Here is a 20,320-nt window from a genome sequence, read left to right on the forward strand (position 1 = left end):
CGGCCCGTCGTCTCACACCCCGATGCACTACCGTGCCGTGCCGGATCGACCGGTGCGGCACGGCCGCGCGCACGTTTGGGAGGCACGGGGGATGAAGATCGACTGGGACCGGCGGACCTGTGCCCGTAAGGGCCATGTCACCTATGCGCCGGACGAGGCCCGGCTGCGGGCGCGGCTGCACGCGGAGACCGCCCTCGGGGGCGTCTGGCGCTGTCTGCGCTGTGGCGACTTCGTGCTGGGCGAGCCGCACGGCTCGGGGCCGGCCGACCACGCGCCCCTCGTTCCGCGCGGCAAGGTCCTGCGTGACCTGTTCATCCTGCGCTTCCTGGCGATCGAGCGGGCCGTGCGCGGTGTCTTCATCGTGCTGGTGGCGCTCGCGGTGTGGAAGTTCAGCAACAGCCAGGACTCGGTGCGGCGGCTCTTCGACGAGTACCTCGACGTCTTCCGGCCCGTCTTCAAGCACTTCCACTACGACCTCAACCACTCGCCGGTCGTCGGCACCATCCAGAAGACCTTCGGCTACAAGCACTCCACCCTGATGCTGGTGGCCGCACTGCTCCTCGCCTACGCGCTGATCGAGCTCGTCGAGGCGGTCGGCCTCTGGTACGCCAAGCGCTGGGCGGAGTACCTGACCGTGGTCGCCACCGCGGCCTTCCTCCCGCTGGAGATCTACGAACTCACCGAGCACATCAGCTACTTGAAGATCGCCACCCTGGTCCTCAACATCCTCGCCGTCCTCTACATCGCCCTCGCCAAGCGCCTGTTCGGGCTCCGCGGCGGCCGCAAGGCCTTCGAGGAGGAACGGGAGAGCGCCTCCTTGCTGGAGGTCGAGGAGTCGGCGGGCGTACCCGCCGGGGCCGCCTAGGCCCACGGATCGGTGATCTCCCGCAGCGCCGTCAGCGCGTCCCGGAGCCGCTTCATCCGGCGCTTGCCGAGGTGCGCCTCCCACTCCTTCTCCACCTCGGCGACCACCCCGTCGGCGATCTCCTTCGCCGCCCAGGCCTTCTCCGCCAGGCACACGAGCCGGGCCCGCCTGTCAGTCGGGTCCCGCTCCCGGCGTACATAGCCCGCCTTCTCCGGCTGGTTGACCAGGAACCCGGCGGTCTGCCTGGCGGCCTGCGCCTGCTCGGCGAGTTCGGTGAGCCGCGTGCCGTCGGGGCTTGCGGTGGGGTCCGACGCCGCGGGTCCGCTGTGGCTTGTCGCGCCCACGCGGCGGAGCCGCAATTTGGTACAGCCCCGCGCCCCTGAGGGGCACGGCCGAGTCCCGCACACGTGGCCGCGCCGGCAGGATGCTCACGTATTCACTGCGTTCCGCTTCACTGCGTTCCGCCGGCGCAGCGCCCACGCGGGGACCGGCGGGTACGGGATGTCGCCGCGCAGCTGACCGTCGGGGCGCGATATCCGCTGCGGGCCGTGCTGCGCGAAGTCGCCCTGGCCCGTGGGAACTTCGACCGCATGATCCACGACTCGGCGCTGCGCGAAGCGCGGTTGCCGGTGGCGGACATCGTCGCCGACCTGCGCTCCATCGTCGGCTCCAGGCGTACGGCGGTGATGACCGCGCCCCGCGAGTCGCTGCTGGACGTCCTCGTGCACGGCCAGGACATCGCCCTCGCCCTCGGTCGGATGTGTGTGCATCCCGCCCCGGCCGTGGCCGCTCCCCAAGTCCCGGCTGGTCGCCACCGACATCGAGTGGACGCGCGGCGAGGGCGAGGAGGTCAGGGGCCCGATCAAGGCTCTGCTCCTCCTGCTCACCGGCCGTCCGCAGGCGGCGAAGGTGTGGTTCGAGCGGACCGGTGCCGGGCAATAGCGCACACGCCGACCGTATGGGGGCACTTGCCCCAAATGCTTTGACCCGCATGCCGGTCGGGCCCCAGGCTGGAGAGGCTCGGGGGACGCACGACCGAACACGCGGAGGCGTACATGGGGGAACCCGGCGACGTGGAGATCCTCAGCACGGACGAGTACGAGCGGAAGTACGGCGCGGACCGGGAGCCGTCCGGGCTCCCGCTGGAGCGGATCAACGAACTGTTCCACGAGTTCCTGATGGCGGTCGCCCGGCCGAAGCGCGGCGACGCCGACGGCAGCCGCGACCTGGCCAAGCGGCTGCGCGAGCACCTGGGTTCGGCGCCCACGGACCGCCCGGTGGTCAAGGCCGCCTACGCGCCGTACGACCTGCCCAACGTCCATCTCGCCCTGGAGCGCTGGTTCGCCGCCGACGGCCGCAGCCACGAACTCATCGGCATGCGCGGCGCCCAGCATCGCGGCGAGCTCACCCTCGGCGACATCATCGAGGCCGCCGACCGCTACGACCGCTTCGTCGTCGGCGCCGTCGACTACGCCCACATGCCGGTCTCCCCGGACGAGGAACTGGCCTGCGTCTCCTGCGGGTTCTACCTCGGCGCGGAGGGCGAGGAGCGCTTCGCCGTACTGCTGCGCGGCCCGGCGGACGAGTACGGGCGCAACAAGGTGGAGCTCGAAGTCCTCGCCGCCGACAAGGAGTTCGCGGACCGGCTGCTCGCCGAGATCGACGCCCTGGTCCGTGAGCACAACGTGTTCCGCGGGCAGGTGCTCTCCTTCGAGGGCTCCCAGTTCGGGCACGGCCTCGGCCCGTTCCGCTTCCACCGCCGGCCCGGTCTGACCCGCGAGGACATCGTCCTGCCGGCCGGGCTCCTGGACCGCGTCGAGCGCCAGGTCGTGGGCGTGGCCCGGCGCCGCGAGCAGCTGCGCGCGGCCGGCCAGCACCTGCGCCGCGGCCTCCTCCTCTACGGCCCGCCCGGCACCGGCAAGACCCACACGATCCGCTATCTCCTCTCCCACCTCCCGCAGTTCACGGTCGTCATCCTGTCCGGCGAGAGCATCGACGCCATCGGCCCGGCCTGCGCGCTGGCCCGCATGCTCCAGCCCGCCCTGGTCGTCCTGGAGGACTGCGACCTGATCGCCGAGGCCCGCGACTACGGCAACGGCGAACAGCCCCTGCTCTTCCAGGTGCTGAACGAGATGGACGGCCTCGGCGACGACGCCGACGTCGCCTTCCTCCTCACCACCAACCGCGCCGACCTCCTCGAACCGGCCCTCGTCCAGCGCCCCGGCCGCGTCGACCTCGCCGTCGAGATCCCGCTCCCGGACACGGCGGGCCGCGCGGCCCTGCTCGCCCTGTACGGCGCGAACCTGGACCTCGGCGAGGACATCGCGGACGAGGTGGTGACCCGCACCGAGGGCACGACGGCCTCCTTCACCAAGGAGCTGGTCCGACGGGCGGTGCTGATCGCCGCCGAGCGCGAGTCCGAGCGCACCGAGCCGTCCGACCTCCGCGAGGCCCTCGACGAGCTCCTGTCCGACCGCGACCGGCTGACGCGGCGGCTGCTCGGCGTGCGGGACGGGGACGAGGAGGAGTGGCTCGCGGAGGAAGAGGACGAGGACGACGACATCGGGGTCCACGGGGGGCCTCCGTCGGGGGAGTGGCTGCTGGGGCCGCGGCCCGGCCGGTCGCCCGGAGCTCGGTGACTTCGCCAACAGCCAGGCCAGACGCACCTGTTGGGGGCTCACCCCGCGCTCGGCGGCCACGGCGCGGAAGGCGCCGAGGCCTGCCTTGCCGGCCATCCTCGTAAGACAGGGGCGTGGCGCCCAGACCGATCGCGCTCACCCGGAGGTCGCCAAGTGTGCGGTGCCGCATGTCAGTCGGCCTCCCCGAGCGTCTCGGCGACGGCCCGCGGCAGCCACTGCCGTGCGTCGCCGAAGGTGAAACCGAGCCGGGTGGCCCGGGGGAGGGTCATCCGTCCGGTGAAGTCGTCACCCCCGCCCAGGACATGGGCCACCCGGACCGCCGTATGAGGGAATTCGGGGTCGGCCGTACTCGTACACCTCGACCGTCGACGTCATCACATAGCGCCGGGTGCGGTCCGCGAACACCCGGCGGGCGATGGCCGCCTGGCGCGGTGTGTAGCAGACCTGGTCGGCGACGAGGTGGAGGGCGCCGGCGGGTGGTGGTGACGAGCCGCGATTCAGGACCGTCACCCGGTCCCCGGCGGCCGGCAGACGGGCGATGAGCCGCTTTCCGAAATAGCGGTTCCCGCCGATGGCCAATATCTCCCGGGCCTTTGTGTCGTGTCGCTTTTCCATGACCATGATTCTCCCGGCGTATCCGTCCGTCCTGAAGGGGGAACCATGGGAGCCGAGGCCGCGGCATCGAAAGAACCACGGCATCCGCGAGCCGCCGCCAACGAAACCTCGGTGGCCTTCGACGCGGTGGACCGGCAGATCCTGGAGCACCTCCAGACGGACGGCCGCATCAAGCTGAGCGAGCTGGGGCGCCGGGTGCGGCTCAGCCCCGCCGCGGTGACCGAGCGGGTGCGCCCGCGCACCCTGGAGCTGATCGCCCGCCCGGAGATCACCGAGGTGCACCACATGGTCGGCGAGGACTGCTGGATCCTCAAGGTCGCCGTCCGTGACACCGTCCACCTGGAAGAAGTCCTGGAGGCGGTCGCCGCGCTCGGCCGTACGACGACCTCGATCGTGCTCACCTCGCCGGTCGAGCGGAAACCGCTGTTGCCTTGACGTCGGCGTCAAGGATTACGTTCGTAGGCATGCGCATCGGCGAACTGGCCGCCCGGGCCGGCACCACGACCCGGACGCTGCGGTACTACGAGTCCCGCGGGCTGCTGCCCGCGCGGCGCGGCGGCAACGGATACCGGACCTACGACGAGAGCGACCTGAAGCTGCTCCGGCAGATCAGGACGCTCCAGGACTTCGGGTTCGACCTGGAGGAGACGCGGCCCTTCGTGGAGTGTCTGCGGGCCGGGCATCCCGAGGGCGACTCCTGCCCGGCCTCGCTCGCGGTCTACCGGCGCAAGCTGGCCGAACTCGACGAGCTGATCGGCGAGTTGGGGGCCGTTCGGGCGTCGGTCGGGGCGCAGCTGGCGAAGGCTGAGGCAGCGATGGGCGGCCTGGCCGCCGAGGCGCGGGTTCCGGGGGGTCCGGAGCCGGTGTGCGAACTGGGAGGGCACGGATGATCAGGGCAGCGGGCGTGGCCGAGGTGACGGACGCGGACTTCGCGGCGGAGGTGATCGGCGCCGACCTGCCGGTGCTGGTGGAGTTCACCGCCGACTGGTGCCCGCCGTGCCGCCAGATGGGGCCGGTGCTCAGCGCCCTCGCGGCGGAGGAGGGCGCGCGGTTCAAGGTGGTCCAGCTGGACGTGGACACCAACCCGGAGACGACGAACGCCTACCAGGTCCTGTCGATGCCGACGTTCATGGTCTTCCGCGGCGGTGAGCCGGTGCGGTCGATGGTGGGGGCGCGGCCCAAGCGGCGGCTCCTGGCGGAGATCGAGGACGCCCTCTGAGCTGACGCAAGACCTGACGTAATACGAAGAAATCCCCCGAGCAATTGCGCTCGGGGGATTTCTTTGCGTATATTCAATGGTTCGCGACTTCACGGGAATTCCGTCGCGGAGAAGTTCAGTAGGCACAGTATATCGGCCCGGGAGTGGAATTGTCAAACAGCGATGAAATTCGCGGTGAGCAGGAATTCATCGACGTGCTGTACGCCCGCGTGGACGGCCTGCGGGCCGGCACCGAGGCCGGTGTCACGGACGCGCTCGCGCAGGGCAACACGCCCATGCAGGCCCGGCTGGAGCGGGACATCCTGGTGGCCGAGCGGTCCGGGCTGCTCGCCGCGCTCAACGCCGTCGACGGCTCGCTCTGCTTCGGGCGCATCGACCTGACCGAGGGCGGCACCCACCACATCGGCCGGATCGGACTGCGCACGGACGACGCCGAGCGCACGCCGATCCTGATCGACTGGCGTGCGGACGTCGCCCGCCCCTTCTACCTGGCCACCGGCCACACCCCGATGGGCCTGCGCCGACGCCGGCACATCACCACCAGCGGCCGTGCGGTGACCGCGCTGCACGACGAGATCCTCGACCTCGGCGACCGGGAGCGCACCGGCCACGAGGACCCGACCGGGGACGCCGTGCTGCTCGCCGCCCTGGACGCGGCCCGCACCGGCCGCATGCACGACATCGTGCAGACCATCCAGGCCGAACAGGACGAGATCATCCGCGCCCCGCACCGCGGAGTGCTGGTGGTGGAGGGCGGCCCCGGGACCGGGAAGACCGCCGTCGCCCTGCACCGGGCCGCGTATCTCCTCTACGAGCACCGGGAGCTGCTGGCCAAGCGCGCCGTGCTCATCGTCGGCCCCAACCCCGCCTTCCTCGGCTACATCGGCGAGGTGCTGCCCTCGCTCGGCGAGACGGGCGTGCTGCTCGCGACGGTCGGGGAGCTGTTCCCCGGCGTGAAGGCGACGGCCACCGACACCCGGGAGGCGGCCGCGGTGAAGGGCCGCGCCGACATGGCGGACGTGCTCGCCGACGTCGTACGCGACTGGCAGGCGCTGCCCGACCCGGTGATCGCGATCGAGCACGACCGGGAGGTCCTCATGCTCGACGACGGCCTGGTGAAGGTCGCCCGCGAGAAGACCCGCGCCGCCCGGCTGCCGCACAACGTGGCCCGCGAGCACTTCGAGGGCCACATCCTCAACACCCTCACCGAGCTGTACGCCGAGCGCGTCGGCACCGACCCGTACGACGGCTCCAGTCTCCTCGACGCGAGCGACATCACGCAGATCCGCGACGAGATCGCCGAGAACCGCGAAGTGTGGGCCGCCATCGACCAGTTGTGGCCGCGCCTCACCCCGCAGCGCCTGATCGCCGACTTCCTCGCCGACCCCGTCGGCCACCTCCCCGACGAGGACGCGGCCGCCATCCAGCGCCCGGTGACCCGCGCGTGGACGGTGTCGGACGTACCCCTGCTCGACGAGGCGGCCGAACTGCTCGGCGTGGACGAGCGGGTGGCGCGGGCGCTGGCCGAGCGGGAGCGGGAGACGCAGGTGGCGTACGCGCAGGGCGTGTTGGACGTGTCCTACGCCTCCCGCACCTACGAGTTCGAGGACAAGGACGCGGAGGACTCCGAGGTGCTGTCCGCGCACGACATCATCGACGCCGAGCGGTTCGCCGAACGGCAGGAGGAGGACGACCACCGCAGCGCGGCCGAGCGCGCGGCGGCCGACCGGACCTGGGCCTTCGGCCACATCATCGTCGACGAGGCGCAGGAACTCTCCCCGATGGCCTGGCGGTTGCTCATGCGCCGCAGCCCGACCCGCTCGATGACCCTGGTCGGCGACCCGGCCCAGACCGCGGAGGCGGCCGGCGTCGGCTCCTGGCGGAAGATCCTGGAGCCGTACATCGGCGACCGCTGGGAGCACACCCGCCTGGGCGTCAACTACCGCACCCCCGCCGAGATCATGGACCTCGCGGCGGCCGTCGTACGCGCCGAGCACCCCGACTTCGAACCGCCGAGCTCGATCCGTTCGACAGGTGTACGGCCCTGGGTCCGCGCCACCGACGACCTGCCCGGCGCGGTCGCCAAGGCCGTCGAGGAACTCACCCCCGCCGAGGGCCGGCTCGCGGTCATCGCACCGCGCCATCTGCACCGCAGGCTCGCCGCGCAGCTGGACGGGGTGACGGCGGGCGCCGAACCCGACCTCACCCGGACCGTCGTACTCCTCGATCCCCGGCAGTCGAAGGGGCTGGAATTCGACTCCGTGCTCGTGGTCGAGCCGGGCCTGTACGGGACGAGCGACCTGTACGTGGCGCTGACCCGGGCCACCCAGCGACTGGGGGTGCTGCACACCGGGCGGCTGCCGAAGGCACTGGTCACTCCCTGATTAACTCGTATCACCAAGCCGTAACAGTTCCCGTCTCGGTCACCGCTTGTGCACGGTTGGTGCGGTATGCGTGTGCGTTATGGAAGCCCACGCGTACCCGGCCGCGCCCACCGACAGCCCCTGGCTGGAGTCGCTGCCCGTCCAGCCGCTGCTCACCGCGGAGTTCGACACCGATCCGGGGGCGGTGTACGGGCGGCTGCGGCAGCAGTACGGGCCGGTCGCCCCCGTGGGGCTGATGGGCGTGCCGGTGTGGCTGGTTCTCGACTACCGCGAGGTGCTGGAGGTGCTGCGGAACGAGAGCCAGTGGCGGCGGGACATCCGCTACTGGCGGGCCCGGGCCCAGGGGCGGCTGCCGCGGGACTGGCCGCTGCTCGCCGGGTACGAGGTGCGGCAGACGATGTTCATGGACGAGGAGGAGCACCGGGCGGCGCGCGGCACCCTGCACTCGGCGCTGCGGCCCTTCCAGGAGGCGCGCAGTCCGCAGGGCTGGGAGCTGCGGGCGGCGGTGGCGGGTTACGCCGACGAACTGGTCGGGGTGCTCGCCGCGGAGTCGGGGACGGCGGGGTTCGCGGACCTGGGCGCGCAGTACGTCAGACCCCTGCTGCTGATGGTGACCACCAAGCTGTTCGGCTGCCCGGTGGAGCTCGGCGACGAACTGGTCATGGACCTGTGGCGGATGCTCGACGGCGGCCCGGACGCCGGTCCGGCCACCGCGCGGGCCTCCGCGGCGATGACCCGGCTGGCCGCCCACCGCAGGGCCCGGCCGGGCGACGACCTCACCTCGTACATGCTGCTGGCGGATCCGAACCTGTCCGACGAGCAGCTCGGGCGGGAGCTGTTCATGAACGCCGTCTACCTGAACGACATCACCGGCAACATGGTCATGAACACCCTGCTGGAGGTGTTGCGCGGCAACGCGACCGTGCGGCGCAGTCTGTCGGCCGGGCAGCTCGGCGAGACGGTCAACCGGGCGGCGCTGGCGAATCCGCCGGTCGCCAACATGTGCTTCCGGTTCGCGGCGCGGGACGTGCGGCTGGGCAACTTCTGGGTGCGGGCCGGGGATGCGGTGTCGCCGTCGGCCGCGGCGGCGCATCAGGATCTGCTCGCCATCGGGTCCTCGCCGATGGTCGGGTCGGCGGTGAGCACGCGGGCGCATCTGGGGTGGGGTGCAGGGCCGCACCAGTGCCCCAGCGCGGCGCGGGAGTTGGGCGGGCTGATCGTGGCGACGGCCGTGGGGCGGGTGTTCGAGCACTTCGCGCGGGCCGAACTGACCCTGCCGCCGGACCAGTTGCCGTGGCGGGCGGGGCCGGTGGTGCGGGGGCTGAAGGTGTTGCCGGTGCGGTACGAGCTCAACGCGGGGCGGCCGCAGCCGCATGTGCCGGCGCGACCCGAGGCCACAGCGGCCACCGGCGCCAACAGCCAGGCGAGAGGCCTGCTGTCGGCGCTGCGGCGGCTGATGTTCGGGGGAAAGAAGGACGCCTAGTCGGGGCTCCTGGTCGGGGCTCCTGGCCGCGGCTTCTGACCGCGGCTTCTGACCGGTGCTCCCGGCCTTCCCGGGGTTCAGGCCGGATAGGGAGCGGTCTCGCGGGCCGAGCGCAGTGTCCCCGCCCACCAGGACAGCTGTTCCAGCAGGGTCTTGGCGTAGCCGGGGGCGGCCGGGTCGAGCGGGTGGCCGTCCTGCCAGGCGGTGAAGTAGTTCGGGAAGGCGAGACCGTCGCGGATGGTCACCGCGTGCAGCTCGGTGAGCACGTTCTCCAGATGCAGCACCGCGTGCCGGCCGCCGGCCGCGCCGCCGTAGCTGACGAAGGCCACGGGTTTGGCCGTCCACTGGGTGAAGTGCCAGTCGATCGCCGCCTTCAGGGACGCCGGATAGCTGTGGTTGTACTCCGGAGTGACCACGACGAACGCGTCCGCGCGCTCCAGAGCGGAGGTCAGTGCCGCCATCCCGGCCGGGCGGGGATAGTCCTCGCCGGCGTACTTCGGCGAGGCCGCGGGCAGCGCCAGCGGGACGTCGATCTCGGCCAGGTCGACGACCTCCACCTCGAAACCACCGTGCTCCGCGGCCTGTTCGGCCACCCACGAGGCCACGACCGGGCCGAACCGCCCGTCCCGGACGCTGCCGACGACGATCACGAGCCTGTGCTTGTTGTTGTCCATGCCCATCACGTTCGGGCCGCCCCGCGACAGCAGCCAGGCCGCGCTCAGGCTGGCCCCCGCAGGGCCACGCTGAGCCGCGGGGCGCCGACCTATGCTCGGATCCATGGGGACACCGTTGGGGGACTTCGTCCGGGCCAAGCGCGACAGCATCCAGCCCGGGACGCTGGGGCTGCCGGACCGGGGCCGGCGTCGCTCACCGGGGCTGCGGCGGCTGGATCTCGCGACGCGGGCCGGCGTGAGTGTCGAGTACCTGACCCGCATCGAGCAGGGCCGGGACCGCAATCCCTCGGTGGCGGTGGTGAACGCCCTCGCCGACGCCCTCAGCCTCGATCCGGCCGAACGCGGCCACCTGCGCTACCTCGCGAAGATCACCGGCGGTGAGTGCGTCGCGCACAACCGGCCCGCGGCACCCTCCCGGGAGGTGCGGCCGTCCGTGCTGCGCACGCTCCGCCTCCTCGAACCCGGCCTCGCCCTGGTGACCAACCGGCTGGGCGACCTCCTCGCCCACACCGACGCCTTCGAGTCGGTGACGAGCGGGACCGGGCTGCTCGACGGCGACGCCCCGAACCTCACCCGGTACGTCTTCACCGACCCGCGCGCCCGGACGTTCTTCGCCGACTGGGAGGACGTCGCCGACGAGCAGGCCTTCGACCTGTGGCTCGGACCGTCCGTCGAGAACACGGAGTGGTTCACCGCACAGCTCGCACCCGTCGCAGGCCCCGACTTCACCCGACGGCTCAACCGCCACGTCGTCCCGGAACGCGGAGTGCTCAGGCTGCGCCATCCCGCCGGACCCGAACTGCGCCTGGACCGCGAGACACTCGAACTCCCCGCGGACGCCCAGCAGTTGGTCGTCCTCCTGCCCGCCGACGAGAGCACGGCCCGGGCGGTCGACGAACTCCGCGGCCACTCCCTCGGCCGGCTCCGCGCCATCTCGTGACCGCCGCCCCGGCCGCGCGGCCGGGGCCCGCCCTCCCCGTCACGCGGGCCGCAGCCACACCGTCGCCAGCGGCGGCAGGGTCAGCCGGATGCTGGCCGGTCGGCCGTGCCAGGGCTGGGGTTCCGGCTTGACGACGTCCGGGTTGGTCACGTCGCTGCCGCCGTACTTGGCCGTGTCGGTGTTGAGGGACTCGTGCCAGGCCGGGACGTCGTCGGGGGCGCCCAGGCGGTAGTCGTGGCGGATCACCGGGGAGAGGTTGGAGACCGCGAGGAGCGGGGTGCCGTCGGTGGCGTAGCGGAGGAACGCGAAGACGTTGTCCTCGGACGCGTCGCCCACGATCCACTCGAAGCCGGCCGGGACCGTGTCCTGCTGCCACAGCGCCGGGGTGTGCCGGTAGACCGTGTTGAGGTCCCGGACCAGGTCCCGGACGCCTCGGTGGTCGGCTTCCGCGCCGTACGCCGGATCCAGCAGCCACCAGTCCGGGCCGTGCGCCTCCGACCACTCCGCGCCCTGCGCGAACTCCTGCCCCATGAAGAGGAGTTGCTTGCCGGGGTGCGCCCACATGAAGGCCAGGTACGCCCGGAGGTTGGCCCGCTGCTGCCACCAGTCGCCCGGCATCTTCGACACCAACGACCGCTTGCCGTGCACGACTTCGTCGTGGGAGATGGGGAGGACGTAGTTCTCGCTGTAGGCGTACACCATCGAGAAGGTCATCTCGTTGTGGTGGTACTTGCGGTGCACCGGCTCGTGGCTCATGTAGTCGAGCGAGTCGTGCATCCAGCCCATGTTCCACTTCAGGCCGAAGCCGAGGCCGCCGAAGCCGCCCGGGCCGCGGTGGTGGGTCGCCCGGGTGACGCCGTCCCAGGCCGTCGACTCCTCGGCGATGGTCACCACGCCCGGCGCCCGCCGGTACACGGTCGCGTTCATCTCCTGGAGGAAGCCCACCGCGTCCAGGTTCTCCCGGCCGCCGTGCTCGTTCGGGACCCACTGGCCCGGCTCGCGCGAGTAGTCGAGGTAGAGCATGGACGCCACCGCGTCGACCCGCAGGCCGTCGATGTGGAACTCCTCGCACCAGTAAACGGCGTTCGCGACAAGGAAGTTGCGCACCTCGCGACGGCCGTAGTCGAACTCGAGGGTGCCCCAGTCGGGGTGCGCCGAGCGCAGCGGGTCCTCGTGCTCGTACAGGGGCCGCCCGTCGAACTCCGCGAGCGCCCAGTCGTCGCGCGGGAAGTGCGCCGGCACCCAGTCCATCAGCACGCCGATGCCGGCCTGGTGCAGGGCGTCGACCAGGTACCGGAAGTCGTCCGGGGTGCCCAGGCGGGCGGTCGGCGCGTAGAAGCCGGTGACCTGGTAGCCCCAGGAGCCGCCGAAGGGGTGCTCGGCGACCGGCATCAGCTCGACGTGGGTGAAGCCCAGGTCCTTGACGTACGCGGGGAGCTGCTCGGCGAGTTGACGGTACGTCAGCCCCGGTCGCCAGGACGGGAGATGGATCTCGTACACGGAGAAGGGCGCCTCGTGCGGGGGCAGGTCGGCCCGCCTGGCCAGCCACTCCTCGTCCCGCCACTCGTGGTGCGCGGCCGTCACGATCGACGAGGTCTCGGGCGGGGGCTGGGTGCGGCGGGCCAGCGGGTCGGCGCGGAGCGTCTTGGAGCCGTCCGGGCGGGTGATCTCGAACTTGTACAGCTCGCCCTCGCCGATGCCGGGCACGAACAGCTCCCACACGCCGGAGGAGCCGAGCGAGCGCATCGGATAGCCGGTGCCGTCCCAGAAGTTGAAGCTGCCGGCCACGTGCACACCGCGCGCGTTCGGCGCCCACACCGAGAAACGGGTGCCGGTCACGCCCTGGTGCGTCATCGGGTGCGCGCCCAGCACCTGCCACAGGTGCTCGTGCCGGCCCTCGCCGATCAGATGCAGGTCGAGATCGCCGAGCGTCGGCAGGAACCCGTACGCGTCCTCGGCCTCCTGGACCGACCCCTCGTACGCCACCAGGAACCGATAGGCCGGGACCTCCGTCAGCGGCAGCAGCCCCGAGAAGAACCCGTCCCCGTCGTCGTGCAGCTCCGCCCGCAGCTCCCCGGCGACGACGGTCACGCTCAGCGCGTACGGCCGGAACGCCCGCACGGCGACACCGCCGGGCACCGGGTGGGCGCCGAGCACGGTATGCGGGTCGTGATGCCCACCGGCGAGCAACCGCTCCCGGTCACCGGCGCCGACGGCGGGCGAGACGGTTGCCTCCGGCGGTTGAGCCGGAGTGGGGTCGGCGACCTTTACGGCGGTGGTGGCCGTCTTGACGGTGCTTTTCTTGGCGACGCTCTTTGTGCCGACGGCGGTCGACTTCTTGGCGGCGGACTTCTTCGGCGCGGCCTTCTTCGCGGCCGTGGACTTCGCGCCCGTGGACTTCGCGGCTGTCGTCGTCGCCGTCGTCTTCGCCGCCGTCGCCTTCACGGCCGTCTTCTTGGCTGCGGCCTTCTTGGCCGTGACCTTCTTGGCCGTGGCCTTCTTCGCCACCGCCTTCTCGGTGGTCTTCTTCACGGCTGCCTTCTTCGCCGCCGCTTTCTTGCCGGTCGCTTTCTTCGCGGCCGCTTTCTTCGCGGTCGCCTTGTCCGCCGCCTTCGCAGCTTTCTTTTCCGGTTCCGAACCGCTGGGCGTGGGGCGGGGGTCACGGGCGGCGCCTCCTCGGCGAAGGTGAGTCGACTGGGCGGTCAGAACAGGGCGGGTCAGAACTGGTCGGAGTCGGCGTAACGCTCGATCGCCGTCATCGGGACGGGGAGCCAGTCGGGGCGGTGCCTGGCCTCGTAGACGACCTCGTAGATCGCCTTGTCCGTTTCGCAGGCGCGCAGGAGTACCGGGTCGGTGCGCGGATCGTGGCCGCTGACCTCCGCGTACCCGGAACAGTAGGCCGCCCGGCACCTCTCCGCCCACCCCTCTGCGGGAGGTCCGGCCGAGTGGGCCGCGTAGTCGAAGGACCGCAGCATCCCGGCGACGTCCCGCACCGCGGGCTGCGGCATCCGCCGTTCGGCCAGCGGCCTGGCCGGCTCGCCCTCGAAGTCGATCAGGAACCACTCGCCGCCCGGCGAGCGCAGACACTGCCCGAGGTGCAGGTCACCGTGGACGCGCTGGGCGGTCCAGGTACGGCCCTCCGCCGCCAGGTCGGCCAGCGCGCTGAACGCCGAGTGCAGCGCGGGCACGTACGGATGCAGCGCGGGCACCGCCTGCGCGGCCGCCTCAAGGCGTTCGATCATGCCGTCGGCGAGGAACCGCAGCTGGGCATGGCCCAGCGTGACCGTCGGCAGCGCCTCGGCGAGTGCCAGGTGCACCTCGGCGGTGGCCCGCCCCAGCGCCCGCGCGTCCGCGCCGAAGTCCTCGCCCTTGGCCAGCTCGCGAAGGGCCAGCTCCCACCCGTCGGTGGCGCCCTGGAGGAACGGCTGGAGGACGGCGAGGACATACGGTTCACCGGCCACCTCCGCCCGCAGCCACGCCGTCGGCGCCGGCACCCGCGGGCAGCCCTCGCGGGCCAGCGCCAGCGGCAGCTCCAGGTCGGGGTTGACGCCGGGCACGACCCGGCGCAACAGCTTCAGGATGAACGTATCTCCGTAGACGACGGAGGAGTTCGACTGCTCGGCCGTCACCACCCGCGGGACGAGGCCGGTACGGATCTCCTGCCCTGGCTCGCGCTCGAAGCGCAGCCCGCCGATGCGGGCCCCGGTGCGCATCGCCTCCAGGAGCACCTCGGCGGGCCGGGTGTCGTACAGGGCGTCGTACACCGTGCGGCCGGTGAGCGGGCCCTGATCCACGTGTCCGATCAGCGCGGGCGCCAGCCGCGGCGGCAGCGCCTCGCGCACGCCTATGAGGAGCTGGTAGCAGTCGCCGGGGTGCGGCTCGGCGCCGATCGCGGACGGCTGGTGGGCGCGGATGAGGAGGTGGTACAGGCCCAGTTTGGCGGTGGCCGGCAGCAGTTCGGTGGCCCCGACCAGCGAGAACCCGGTGACCGGACGGCCCTTGCCCGCGAACCAGCGCTGCCGCGGCAGCCACTCGCGCAACAGGGGGTCCAGTGACGCAAGGAGGCCGGGGCTTGTCGTGGTGGTACGGGTGACGGCTTCCGACATGGCGTCGCGTCCTTTCCCCGGGGTCGGGGTGTTACGTATGCGTGCCCCGGGTGGGACAGGGGAAACCGCCCCATCCGGGGTTCTCGGAGGCTCTACACGGGGTCCTTGCGGAGCCGGAACCAGTAGAAGCCGTGCCCCGCGAGGGTCAGCAAGTACGGCAGCTCACCGATGGCCGGAAAGCGCACGCCGCCGAACAGCTCCACGGGGTGCCGCCCGCTGAAGGTCCTCAGGTCCAGCTCGGTGGGCTGCGCGAACCGCGAGAAGTTGTGCACGCACAGGACGAGATCGTCCTCGTACTCACGCAGGAACGCGATCACCGCCGGGTTGGACGACTGGAGCTCCGTGTAGGAACCGAGCCCGAAAGCGGCGTTCTGCTTCCGGATCTCGATCATGCGGCGGGTCCAGTGCAGCAGCGAGGAGGGCGACGCCATCGACGCCTCGACGTTGGTGACCTGGTAGCCGTGGACCGGGTCCATGATGGTCGGCAGATACAGCCGCCCGGGGTCACAGGAGGAAAAACCTGCGTTGCGGTCCGGTGTCCACTGCATGGGGGTGCGTACGGCGTCGCGGTCGCCGAGCCAGATGTTGTCGCCCATGCCGATCTCGTCGCCGTAGTAGAGGATCGGTGATCCGGGCAGCGACAGGAGCAGGGCGGTGAACAGCTCGATCTGGTTGCGGTCGTTGTCCAGGAGCGGGGCGAGGCGCCTGCGGATGCCGATGTTGGCCCGCATCCGCGGGTCCTTGGCGTACTCCGCGTACATGTAGTCGCGTTCCTCGTCGGTGACCATTTCGAGGGTGAGCTCGTCGTGGTTGCGCAGGAAGATGCCCCACTGGCAGCCGGACGGGATGGCCGGGGTCTTCGCGAGGATCTCCGACACCGGGTAGCGGGACTCGCGGCGCACCGCCATGAAGATCCGTGGCATGACGGGGAAGTGGAACGCCATGTGGCATTCGTCGCCGCCGCTCTGGAAGTCGCCGAAGTAGTCGACGACGTCCTCCGGCCACTGGTTGGCCTCGGCGAGGATCACCGTGTCCGGGTAGTGGGCGTCGATCTGCTTGCGCACCCCCTTGAGGAACTCGTGGGTGGCGGGCAGGTTCTCGCAGTTGGTGCCTTCCTCGGCGTACAGATAAGGCACGGCGTCGAGACGGAAGCCGTCGATGCCGAGGTCCAGCCAGAACCGCAGCGCGGAGATCATCTCCTCCTGCACGGCCGGGTTCTCGTAGTTGAGGTCCGGCTGGTGGGAGAAGAAGCGGTGGAAGAAGTACTGCTTGCGGACCGGGTCGAAGGTCCAGTTGGAGGCCTCGGTGTCGACGAAGATGATGCGGGCGTCGGGGTACTGCTTGTCGTCGTCGGCCCACATGTAGTAGTCGCCGTAGGGCCCGTCGGGGTCCTTTCTGGACTCCTGGAACCACGGGTGCTGGTCGCTGGTGTGGTTCATGACGAAGTCGATGATGACCCGCATGCCGCGCTGGTGGGCGGCGTCCACGAACTCGACGAAGTCGGCGAGGTCGCCGAACTCCGGCAGTACAGCGGTGTAGTCGGAGACGTCGTAACCGCCGTCCCTGAGCGGTGACTTGAAGAACGGCGGGAGCCAGAGGCAGTCGACGCCGAGCCATTGGAGGTAGTCGAGTTTCGCGGTCAGGCCTTTGAGGTCGCCGACGCCGTCGCCGTTGCTGTCCTGGAAGGAGCGGACGAGGACCTCGTAGAAGACCGCGCGCTTGAACCAATCCGGGTCGCGGTCCTTGGCGGGGGTGTCCTCGAAGGTGTCCGGAACGGGTTCGTTGACGATCATGTTGTGGGTGACCCTCCGATCTGCGGGGTGGACGGTCGCAGGACGGTGAACACGTGCGCGGGACGGGTGCCCGGTTCCAGGCGCACGTAGTTCGCCCTGCCCCAGTGATAGGTCTCGCCGGTGAGCTCGTCGCGCACCGGCACCGACTCGTGCCAGTCGAGGCCGAGTTGCGGCATGTCCAACGAGACCGTGGCCTCCTGGGTGTGGTGAGGGTCGAGGTTGGCGACCACCAGAACCGTGTTCGAACCGCTCCGTTTCGAATACGCGATCACCGCGTCCTGGTCCGCGTGGTGGAAGTGGAGATCGCGCAGCTGACGGAGGGCGGGGCTCGCGCGCCGCACGGCGTTGAGCCTGGTGATCAGGGGCGTGATGGAACGGCCTTCGCGGTCGGCCGACTCCCAGTCACGGGGGCGGAGTTGGTACTTCTCCGAGTCCAGGTACTCCTCGCTGCCGTCGCGCAGCGGGACGTTCTCGCACAGCTCGAATCCACTGTAGACGCCCCAGGTGGGGGAGAGGGTGGCGGCGAGGACGGCGCGGACCTCGAAGGCGGGGCGGCCGCCGTGCTGGAGGAACTCGTGCAGGATGTCGGGGGTGTTGACGAAGAAGTTGGGCCGCATGTAGGCGGCCGTCTCGGTGGAGAGTTCGGTGAGGTAGTCGGTGAGTTCCTGCTTGCCGGTGCGCCAGGTGTAGTAGGTGTAGGACTGCTGGAAGCCGGTCTGGGCGAGGGTGCGCATCATCGCGGGGCGGGTGAAGGCCTCGGCGAGGAAGATCACGTCGGGGTCGGCGCGGTTGATCTCGGCGATCACGCGTTGCCAGAACAGGACCGGTTTGGTGTGCGGGTTGTCGACGCGGAAGATCCGTACCCCGTGCGACATCCACAGCCGCAGCACGCGGAGGGTTTCGGCGATGAGGCCGTCGAGGTCGGTGTCGAAGGCGATGGGGTAGATGTCCTGGTACTTCTTGGGCGGGTTCTCGGCGTAGGCGATGGTGCCGTCGGGGCGGTGGTGGAACCAGTCGGGGTGTTTTTGCACCCAGGGGTGGTCGGGGGAGCACTGGAGGGCGAAGTCGAGGGCGATCTCCAGGTCGTGTGCCCGGGCTTGCTGCACGAACCAGGCGAAGTCCTCGATGGTGCCCAGTTGGGGTGGACGGTGTCGTGGCCGCCTTCGGGGGAGCCGATGGCCCAGGGCACGCCGACGTCGTCGGGGCCGGCGGAGAGGGTGTTGTTGCGGCCCTTGCGGTAGGTGGTGCCGATGGGGTGGATCGGGGGGAGGTAGACGACGTCGAAGCCCATCGCGGCGATCGCCGGGAGGCGTCGGGCGGCGGTGCGGAAGGTGCCGTGCGGCTGCTCGGGGGTGCCTTCGGAGCGGGGGAAGAACTCGTACCAGGCGCCGTACAGGGCGCGTTCCCGTTCGACCAGGAGGGGGAGGGTGTCGGAGGCGGTGACGAACTCCCGTAGCGGATGCGCGGCCAGGACCGCGTCCACCTCCGGCGTCAACGCCGCCGCCAGCCTCGATGCGGCGGGGCGGGCCTCGTCCCGCAGGGCGGCCACGGCGGCCAGTGCTATGTCACATTCCACTGACGGCATCCCGTCGGCCGCCCGCTCGTACAGCCGCGCCCCCTCCTCCAGCACCAGCTCCGTGTCCATCCCCGCCGGGATCTTGATCTGGGCGTGATGGCGCCAGGTGGAGATCGGGTCGCCCCAGGCCTCGACGCGGTACGTCCAGTGGCCCTCGGAGGTCGGCGTGACCTCGGCGCCCCAGCGGTCGGTGCCGGGGGCCAGTTCACGCATCGGCGTCCACGGGCCCGAGGTGCCGTCGGGGCCGGTCAGGACGACGTTGGCGGCGACCGCGTCATGCCCCTCGCGGAACACGGTGGCCGAGACCTCGAACGTCTCGCCGGTGACGGCCTTGGCGGGCCGGCGACCCTGCTGGACGACCGGGCGGACGTCGAGGACGGGTATGCGCCCGATGCCGGCGGCATCGGGCTGTGCGGAAGGCGTATCGGGCTGTGCGGAAGGCGTTTCGGTACTGGGTGTCGGGGGTGCCGACGAGTGGTGCGTGGCGGGCATGACCGCTCCTGTCCGCGTCAACGTGGGTGGGCGGATGGCTATGGGAGAGGGGGTCCTGCGTGGCGTCTATCGTGCAACGTACCGGAGGAGCCTTCCCACCCTATTCGGGTGAGCATTCCGGCACTTTGTTAACTACTCGCGCGTATGTCTACACACGGACCGGCCCCGTTCGTGAACGAACGGGGCCGTATTGAGGAGTGTCGTCCTACGAGGGCGGCACCTGCAGAAGTTCGTCCGGCGAGCCGAGGCCGCGGCCGGAGACCTTTCCGGACACCGCCAGCTTGACCAGCGCCTTGGCGACCTGGGCCGGGGTGGCCGTCGGATGGTCGGCCAGGTAGAGCGCGGCCGTGCCGGTGACGTGCGGGGTCGCCATCGACGTACCGGAGAAGGTGGCCTTTCCGGTGTCGCTCGCGTACGAGGCGGAGGTGATCGAGACTCCGGGGGCGAACAGGTCGACGGCCGAGCCGAAGTTGGAGAAGCTCGCCCGCGCGTCCGCCTTGTCGGTCGCGCCGACCGTGATCGCTTCCCTGACGTCCGCCGGGGAGTAGAGCGCGGCGGGCAGGCCGTCGTTGCCGGCGGCGACGGCGTAGGTGACGCCGGACGCGATCGAGTTGCGTACGGCGGTGTCGAGCTGGGCGTTGTGGTAGCCGCCCAGGCTGAGGTTGGCGACCGCGGGCTTGTGCGCGTGCTTGGTCACCCAGTCGATGCCCGCGATGACCTGGGACGTCGTACCGGAACCGTTGTTGTCCAGGACCCGGACGGCGACGACCTTGGCCTTCTTGGCCACCCCGTACGTCTTGCCGACGATGGTGCCGGCGACGTGTGTGCCATGGCCGTTGCCGTCGGCGGCGGTCCTGTCGTTTCCGACGAAGTCCCAGCCGTAGCTCGCCCGGCCGCCGAAGTCCTTGTGGCTGATCCGGATGCCGGTGTCGATGACGTACGCGGTCACCCCGGCGCCCGCGGACTCGGGCCAGGTGTAGCTCTTGTCGAGCGGCAGGCCCGGCTGGTCGATCCGGTCCAGGCCCCAGGACGGCGGGTTCCGCTGCGTGTGGTCGAGGCTGACGCGGGTGTCCTGGACGACCGAGGCGACCTGCGAGTCCGCCGCGAGGCGCTTCGCCTGTCTCTCGTTCGCCGTGATCGCGTAGCCGTTGAGGACCGTGCCGTAGGTGTGGCTGATTTTCGCCCCGTACTTCTCGGCTATGCCTTTTCCGGCCGCCGACGGAGCCTTCGCGTCCCCCTTGAGCGTCACCAGGTAACTTCCGCCGACGGAGCCGGGTTCTCCGGCGCCGAGTATCCGCCCCTCCGGTGCGGCGTGCGCGGGCAGGGTGGTGGCCGACAGGGTGGCGGCGCAGGCCACCGCGGTCAGTCCCGCTGCCCAGCGCAGACGCCGCGTTCGCGTCCGCGTCATGGTGAGTTCCCCTCCCTTTGACTCCGTTTGGCAGCGTCTCGTGCGGTGCGAAGCGCCACAAGGGGGCCTACGGGGGCGGAATCGGCCATGTCGGCCATGGGGGATGGGTGAAGGTTGCGGCAGTTT

Annotated in this window: 18 protein-coding genes and 1 pseudogene; 9 read left to right on the top strand and 10 right to left on the bottom strand. The window is 70.9% G+C overall.

Features of this window, described 5'->3' with window-relative positions; translation table 11 throughout:
* Positions 1 to 91: 91 nt before the first annotated feature.
* Positions 92 to 865, top strand: a complete 774-nt coding sequence (locus ACQEWB_RS33890) for a DUF2127 domain-containing protein (protein WP_432837785.1) — start codon at positions 92 to 94, stop codon at positions 863 to 865.
* On the opposite strand, the gene ACQEWB_RS33895 is transcribed toward ACQEWB_RS33890, so the two are convergent.
* Complete coding sequence (locus ACQEWB_RS33895) at positions 862 to 1,209, bottom strand: MarR family winged helix-turn-helix transcriptional regulator (protein ID WP_432837787.1); 348 nt, start codon at positions 1,207 to 1,209, stop codon at positions 862 to 864. The two genes, ACQEWB_RS33890 and ACQEWB_RS33895, sit on opposite strands and share 4 nt — an antisense overlap.
* A gap of 84 nt (positions 1,210 to 1,293) precedes the next feature.
* A complete protein-coding gene (locus tag ACQEWB_RS33900; RefSeq protein WP_432837789.1) occupies positions 1,294 to 1,635 on the bottom strand; it encodes a hypothetical protein in 342 nt (113 codons plus the stop codon).
* On the opposite strand from ACQEWB_RS33900, the gene ACQEWB_RS33905 reads away from it, so the two are divergent.
* Together ACQEWB_RS33905 and ACQEWB_RS33910 are read left to right on the top strand one after the other, a co-directional pair.
* Entirely contained in the window at positions 1,628 to 1,807 is a 180-nt protein-coding gene (locus ACQEWB_RS33905) for a hypothetical protein (RefSeq protein WP_432837791.1), read from the top strand. The two genes, ACQEWB_RS33900 and ACQEWB_RS33905, sit on opposite strands and share 8 nt — an antisense overlap.
* Before the next feature lie 113 nt (positions 1,808 to 1,920).
* A complete protein-coding gene (locus tag ACQEWB_RS33910; RefSeq protein ID WP_432837794.1) occupies positions 1,921 to 3,504 on the top strand; it encodes an AAA family ATPase in 1,584 nt (527 codons plus the stop codon).
* A 170-nt stretch (positions 3,505 to 3,674) separates the two neighbouring features.
* Here the strand turns inward: ACQEWB_RS33910 and ACQEWB_RS33915 are convergent, their stop codons facing one another.
* Together ACQEWB_RS33915 and ACQEWB_RS33920 are read right to left on the bottom strand one after the other, a co-directional pair.
* A complete protein-coding gene (locus ACQEWB_RS33915; RefSeq protein WP_432837796.1) occupies positions 3,675 to 3,815 on the bottom strand; it encodes a hypothetical protein in 141 nt (46 codons plus the stop codon).
* Positions 3,790 to 4,119 (bottom strand): hypothetical protein, encoded by a 330-nt coding sequence (locus tag ACQEWB_RS33920; protein WP_432837798.1) that lies wholly within the window; start codon positions 4,117 to 4,119, stop codon positions 3,790 to 3,792. The genes ACQEWB_RS33915 and ACQEWB_RS33920 overlap by 26 nt, the downstream gene beginning before the upstream one ends.
* Positions 4,120 to 4,164: 45 nt before the next feature.
* On the opposite strand from ACQEWB_RS33920, the gene ACQEWB_RS33925 reads away from it, so the two are divergent.
* The 5 genes from ACQEWB_RS33925 (at position 4,165) to ACQEWB_RS33945 (ending at position 9,205) form a co-directional block, all read left to right on the top strand.
* Positions 4,165 to 4,554: an Lrp/AsnC family transcriptional regulator gene (locus tag ACQEWB_RS33925; RefSeq protein WP_432837800.1), complete on the top strand. Its 390-nt coding sequence runs from the start codon at positions 4,165 to 4,167 to the stop codon at positions 4,552 to 4,554.
* Positions 4,555 to 4,583: 29 nt separating this feature from the next.
* On the top strand, positions 4,584 to 5,009 hold the full coding sequence (locus ACQEWB_RS33930) for a MerR family transcriptional regulator (protein WP_432837802.1): 426 nt from the start codon (positions 4,584 to 4,586) through the stop codon (positions 5,007 to 5,009).
* Positions 5,006 to 5,338 carry a thioredoxin family protein gene (locus tag ACQEWB_RS33935; protein ID WP_432837804.1) on the top strand — a complete coding sequence of 111 codons (333 nt, stop codon included), beginning with the start codon at positions 5,006 to 5,008 and terminating at the stop codon, positions 5,336 to 5,338. The genes ACQEWB_RS33930 and ACQEWB_RS33935 overlap by 4 nt, the downstream gene beginning before the upstream one ends.
* A gap of 167 nt (positions 5,339 to 5,505) precedes the next feature.
* On the top strand, positions 5,506 to 7,722 hold the full coding sequence (locus tag ACQEWB_RS33940) for a HelD family protein (RefSeq protein ID WP_432844163.1): 2,217 nt from the start codon (positions 5,506 to 5,508) through the stop codon (positions 7,720 to 7,722).
* 79 nt (positions 7,723 to 7,801) lie between these two features.
* Positions 7,802 to 9,205, top strand: coding sequence for a cytochrome (locus ACQEWB_RS33945; protein ID WP_432837813.1), 1,404 nt, complete (start codon positions 7,802 to 7,804; stop codon positions 9,203 to 9,205).
* 77 nt (positions 9,206 to 9,282) lie between these two features.
* Here the strand turns inward: ACQEWB_RS33945 and ACQEWB_RS33950 are convergent, their stop codons facing one another.
* The gene (locus ACQEWB_RS33950; RefSeq protein WP_432844165.1) at positions 9,283 to 9,879 is read right to left on the bottom strand and encodes an NADPH-dependent FMN reductase; all 597 of its coding nucleotides are present in this window, start codon (positions 9,877 to 9,879) and stop codon (positions 9,283 to 9,285) included.
* A gap of 103 nt (positions 9,880 to 9,982) precedes the next feature.
* Here ACQEWB_RS33950 and ACQEWB_RS33955 point away from each other — a divergent pair, with 103 nt between their 5' ends.
* A complete protein-coding gene (locus tag ACQEWB_RS33955; protein WP_432837828.1) occupies positions 9,983 to 10,819 on the top strand; it encodes a helix-turn-helix domain-containing protein in 837 nt (278 codons plus the stop codon).
* Positions 10,820 to 10,858: 39 nt separating this feature from the next.
* Here ACQEWB_RS33955 and glgB read toward each other — a convergent pair whose 3' ends face one another.
* The 5 genes and pseudogenes from glgB to ACQEWB_RS33980 all read right to left on the bottom strand — a co-directional run bounded on the left by glgB (position 10,859) and on the right by ACQEWB_RS33980 (position 20,194).
* Positions 10,859 to 13,525 (bottom strand): 1,4-alpha-glucan branching enzyme, encoded by a 2,667-nt coding sequence (gene glgB / locus ACQEWB_RS33960; RefSeq protein WP_432844167.1) that lies wholly within the window; start codon positions 13,523 to 13,525, stop codon positions 10,859 to 10,861.
* 11 nt (positions 13,526 to 13,536) lie between these two features.
* Entirely contained in the window at positions 13,537 to 14,925 is a 1,389-nt protein-coding gene (locus tag ACQEWB_RS33965) for a maltokinase N-terminal cap-like domain-containing protein (protein ID WP_432837830.1), read from the bottom strand.
* A 92-nt stretch (positions 14,926 to 15,017) separates the two neighbouring features.
* Positions 15,018 to 16,718 carry a maltose alpha-D-glucosyltransferase gene (gene treS / locus ACQEWB_RS33970; RefSeq protein ID WP_432837832.1) on the bottom strand — a complete coding sequence of 567 codons (1,701 nt, stop codon included), beginning with the start codon at positions 16,716 to 16,718 and terminating at the stop codon, positions 15,018 to 15,020.
* A pseudogene (locus ACQEWB_RS33975) lies at positions 16,715 to 18,786 on the bottom strand (alpha-1,4-glucan--maltose-1-phosphate maltosyltransferase). The gene treS and the pseudogene ACQEWB_RS33975 overlap by 4 nt, the downstream one beginning before the upstream one ends.
* Before the next feature lie 205 nt (positions 18,787 to 18,991).
* Positions 18,992 to 20,194 (bottom strand): S8 family peptidase, encoded by a 1,203-nt coding sequence (locus tag ACQEWB_RS33980; protein WP_432837834.1) that lies wholly within the window; start codon positions 20,192 to 20,194, stop codon positions 18,992 to 18,994.
* Positions 20,195 to 20,320 lie beyond the last annotated feature (126 nt).

This window comes from Streptomyces sp. CA-249302 (genome assembly GCF_050936785.1).
GTDB lineage: Bacteria > Actinomycetota > Actinomycetes > Streptomycetales > Streptomycetaceae > Streptomyces.

Bases quoted from the DNA above. Each gene is read 5' to 3' on its own strand.
- ACQEWB_RS33945 (WP_432837813.1), top strand. From the start codon at position 7,802: ATGGAAGCCCACGCGTACCCGGCCGCGCCCACCGACAGCCCCTGGCTG.
- treS (WP_432837832.1), bottom strand. From the start codon at position 16,718: ATGATCGTCAACGAACCCGTTCCGGACACCTTCGAGGACACCCCCGCC.
- ACQEWB_RS33925 (WP_432837800.1), top strand. From the start codon at position 4,165: ATGGGAGCCGAGGCCGCGGCATCGAAAGAACCACGGCATCCGCGAGCC.
- ACQEWB_RS33920 (WP_432837798.1), bottom strand. From the start codon at position 4,119: ATGGAAAAGCGACACGACACAAAGGCCCGGGAGATATTGGCCATCGGC.
- ACQEWB_RS33930 (WP_432837802.1), top strand. From the start codon at position 4,584: ATGCGCATCGGCGAACTGGCCGCCCGGGCCGGCACCACGACCCGGACG.
- ACQEWB_RS33965 (WP_432837830.1), bottom strand. From the start codon at position 14,925: ATGTCGGAAGCCGTCACCCGTACCACCACGACAAGCCCCGGCCTCCTT.
- ACQEWB_RS33935 (WP_432837804.1), top strand. From the start codon at position 5,006: ATGATCAGGGCAGCGGGCGTGGCCGAGGTGACGGACGCGGACTTCGCG.
- ACQEWB_RS33890 (WP_432837785.1), top strand. From the start codon at position 92: ATGAAGATCGACTGGGACCGGCGGACCTGTGCCCGTAAGGGCCATGTC.
- ACQEWB_RS33955 (WP_432837828.1), top strand. From the start codon at position 9,983: ATGGGGACACCGTTGGGGGACTTCGTCCGGGCCAAGCGCGACAGCATC.
- ACQEWB_RS33910 (WP_432837794.1), top strand. From the start codon at position 1,921: ATGGGGGAACCCGGCGACGTGGAGATCCTCAGCACGGACGAGTACGAG.
- ACQEWB_RS33980 (WP_432837834.1), bottom strand. From the start codon at position 20,194: ATGACGCGGACGCGAACGCGGCGTCTGCGCTGGGCAGCGGGACTGACC.
- ACQEWB_RS33950 (WP_432844165.1), bottom strand. From the start codon at position 9,879: ATGGACAACAACAAGCACAGGCTCGTGATCGTCGTCGGCAGCGTCCGG.
- ACQEWB_RS33900 (WP_432837789.1), bottom strand. From the start codon at position 1,635: ATGCACACACATCCGACCGAGGGCGAGGGCGATGTCCTGGCCGTGCAC.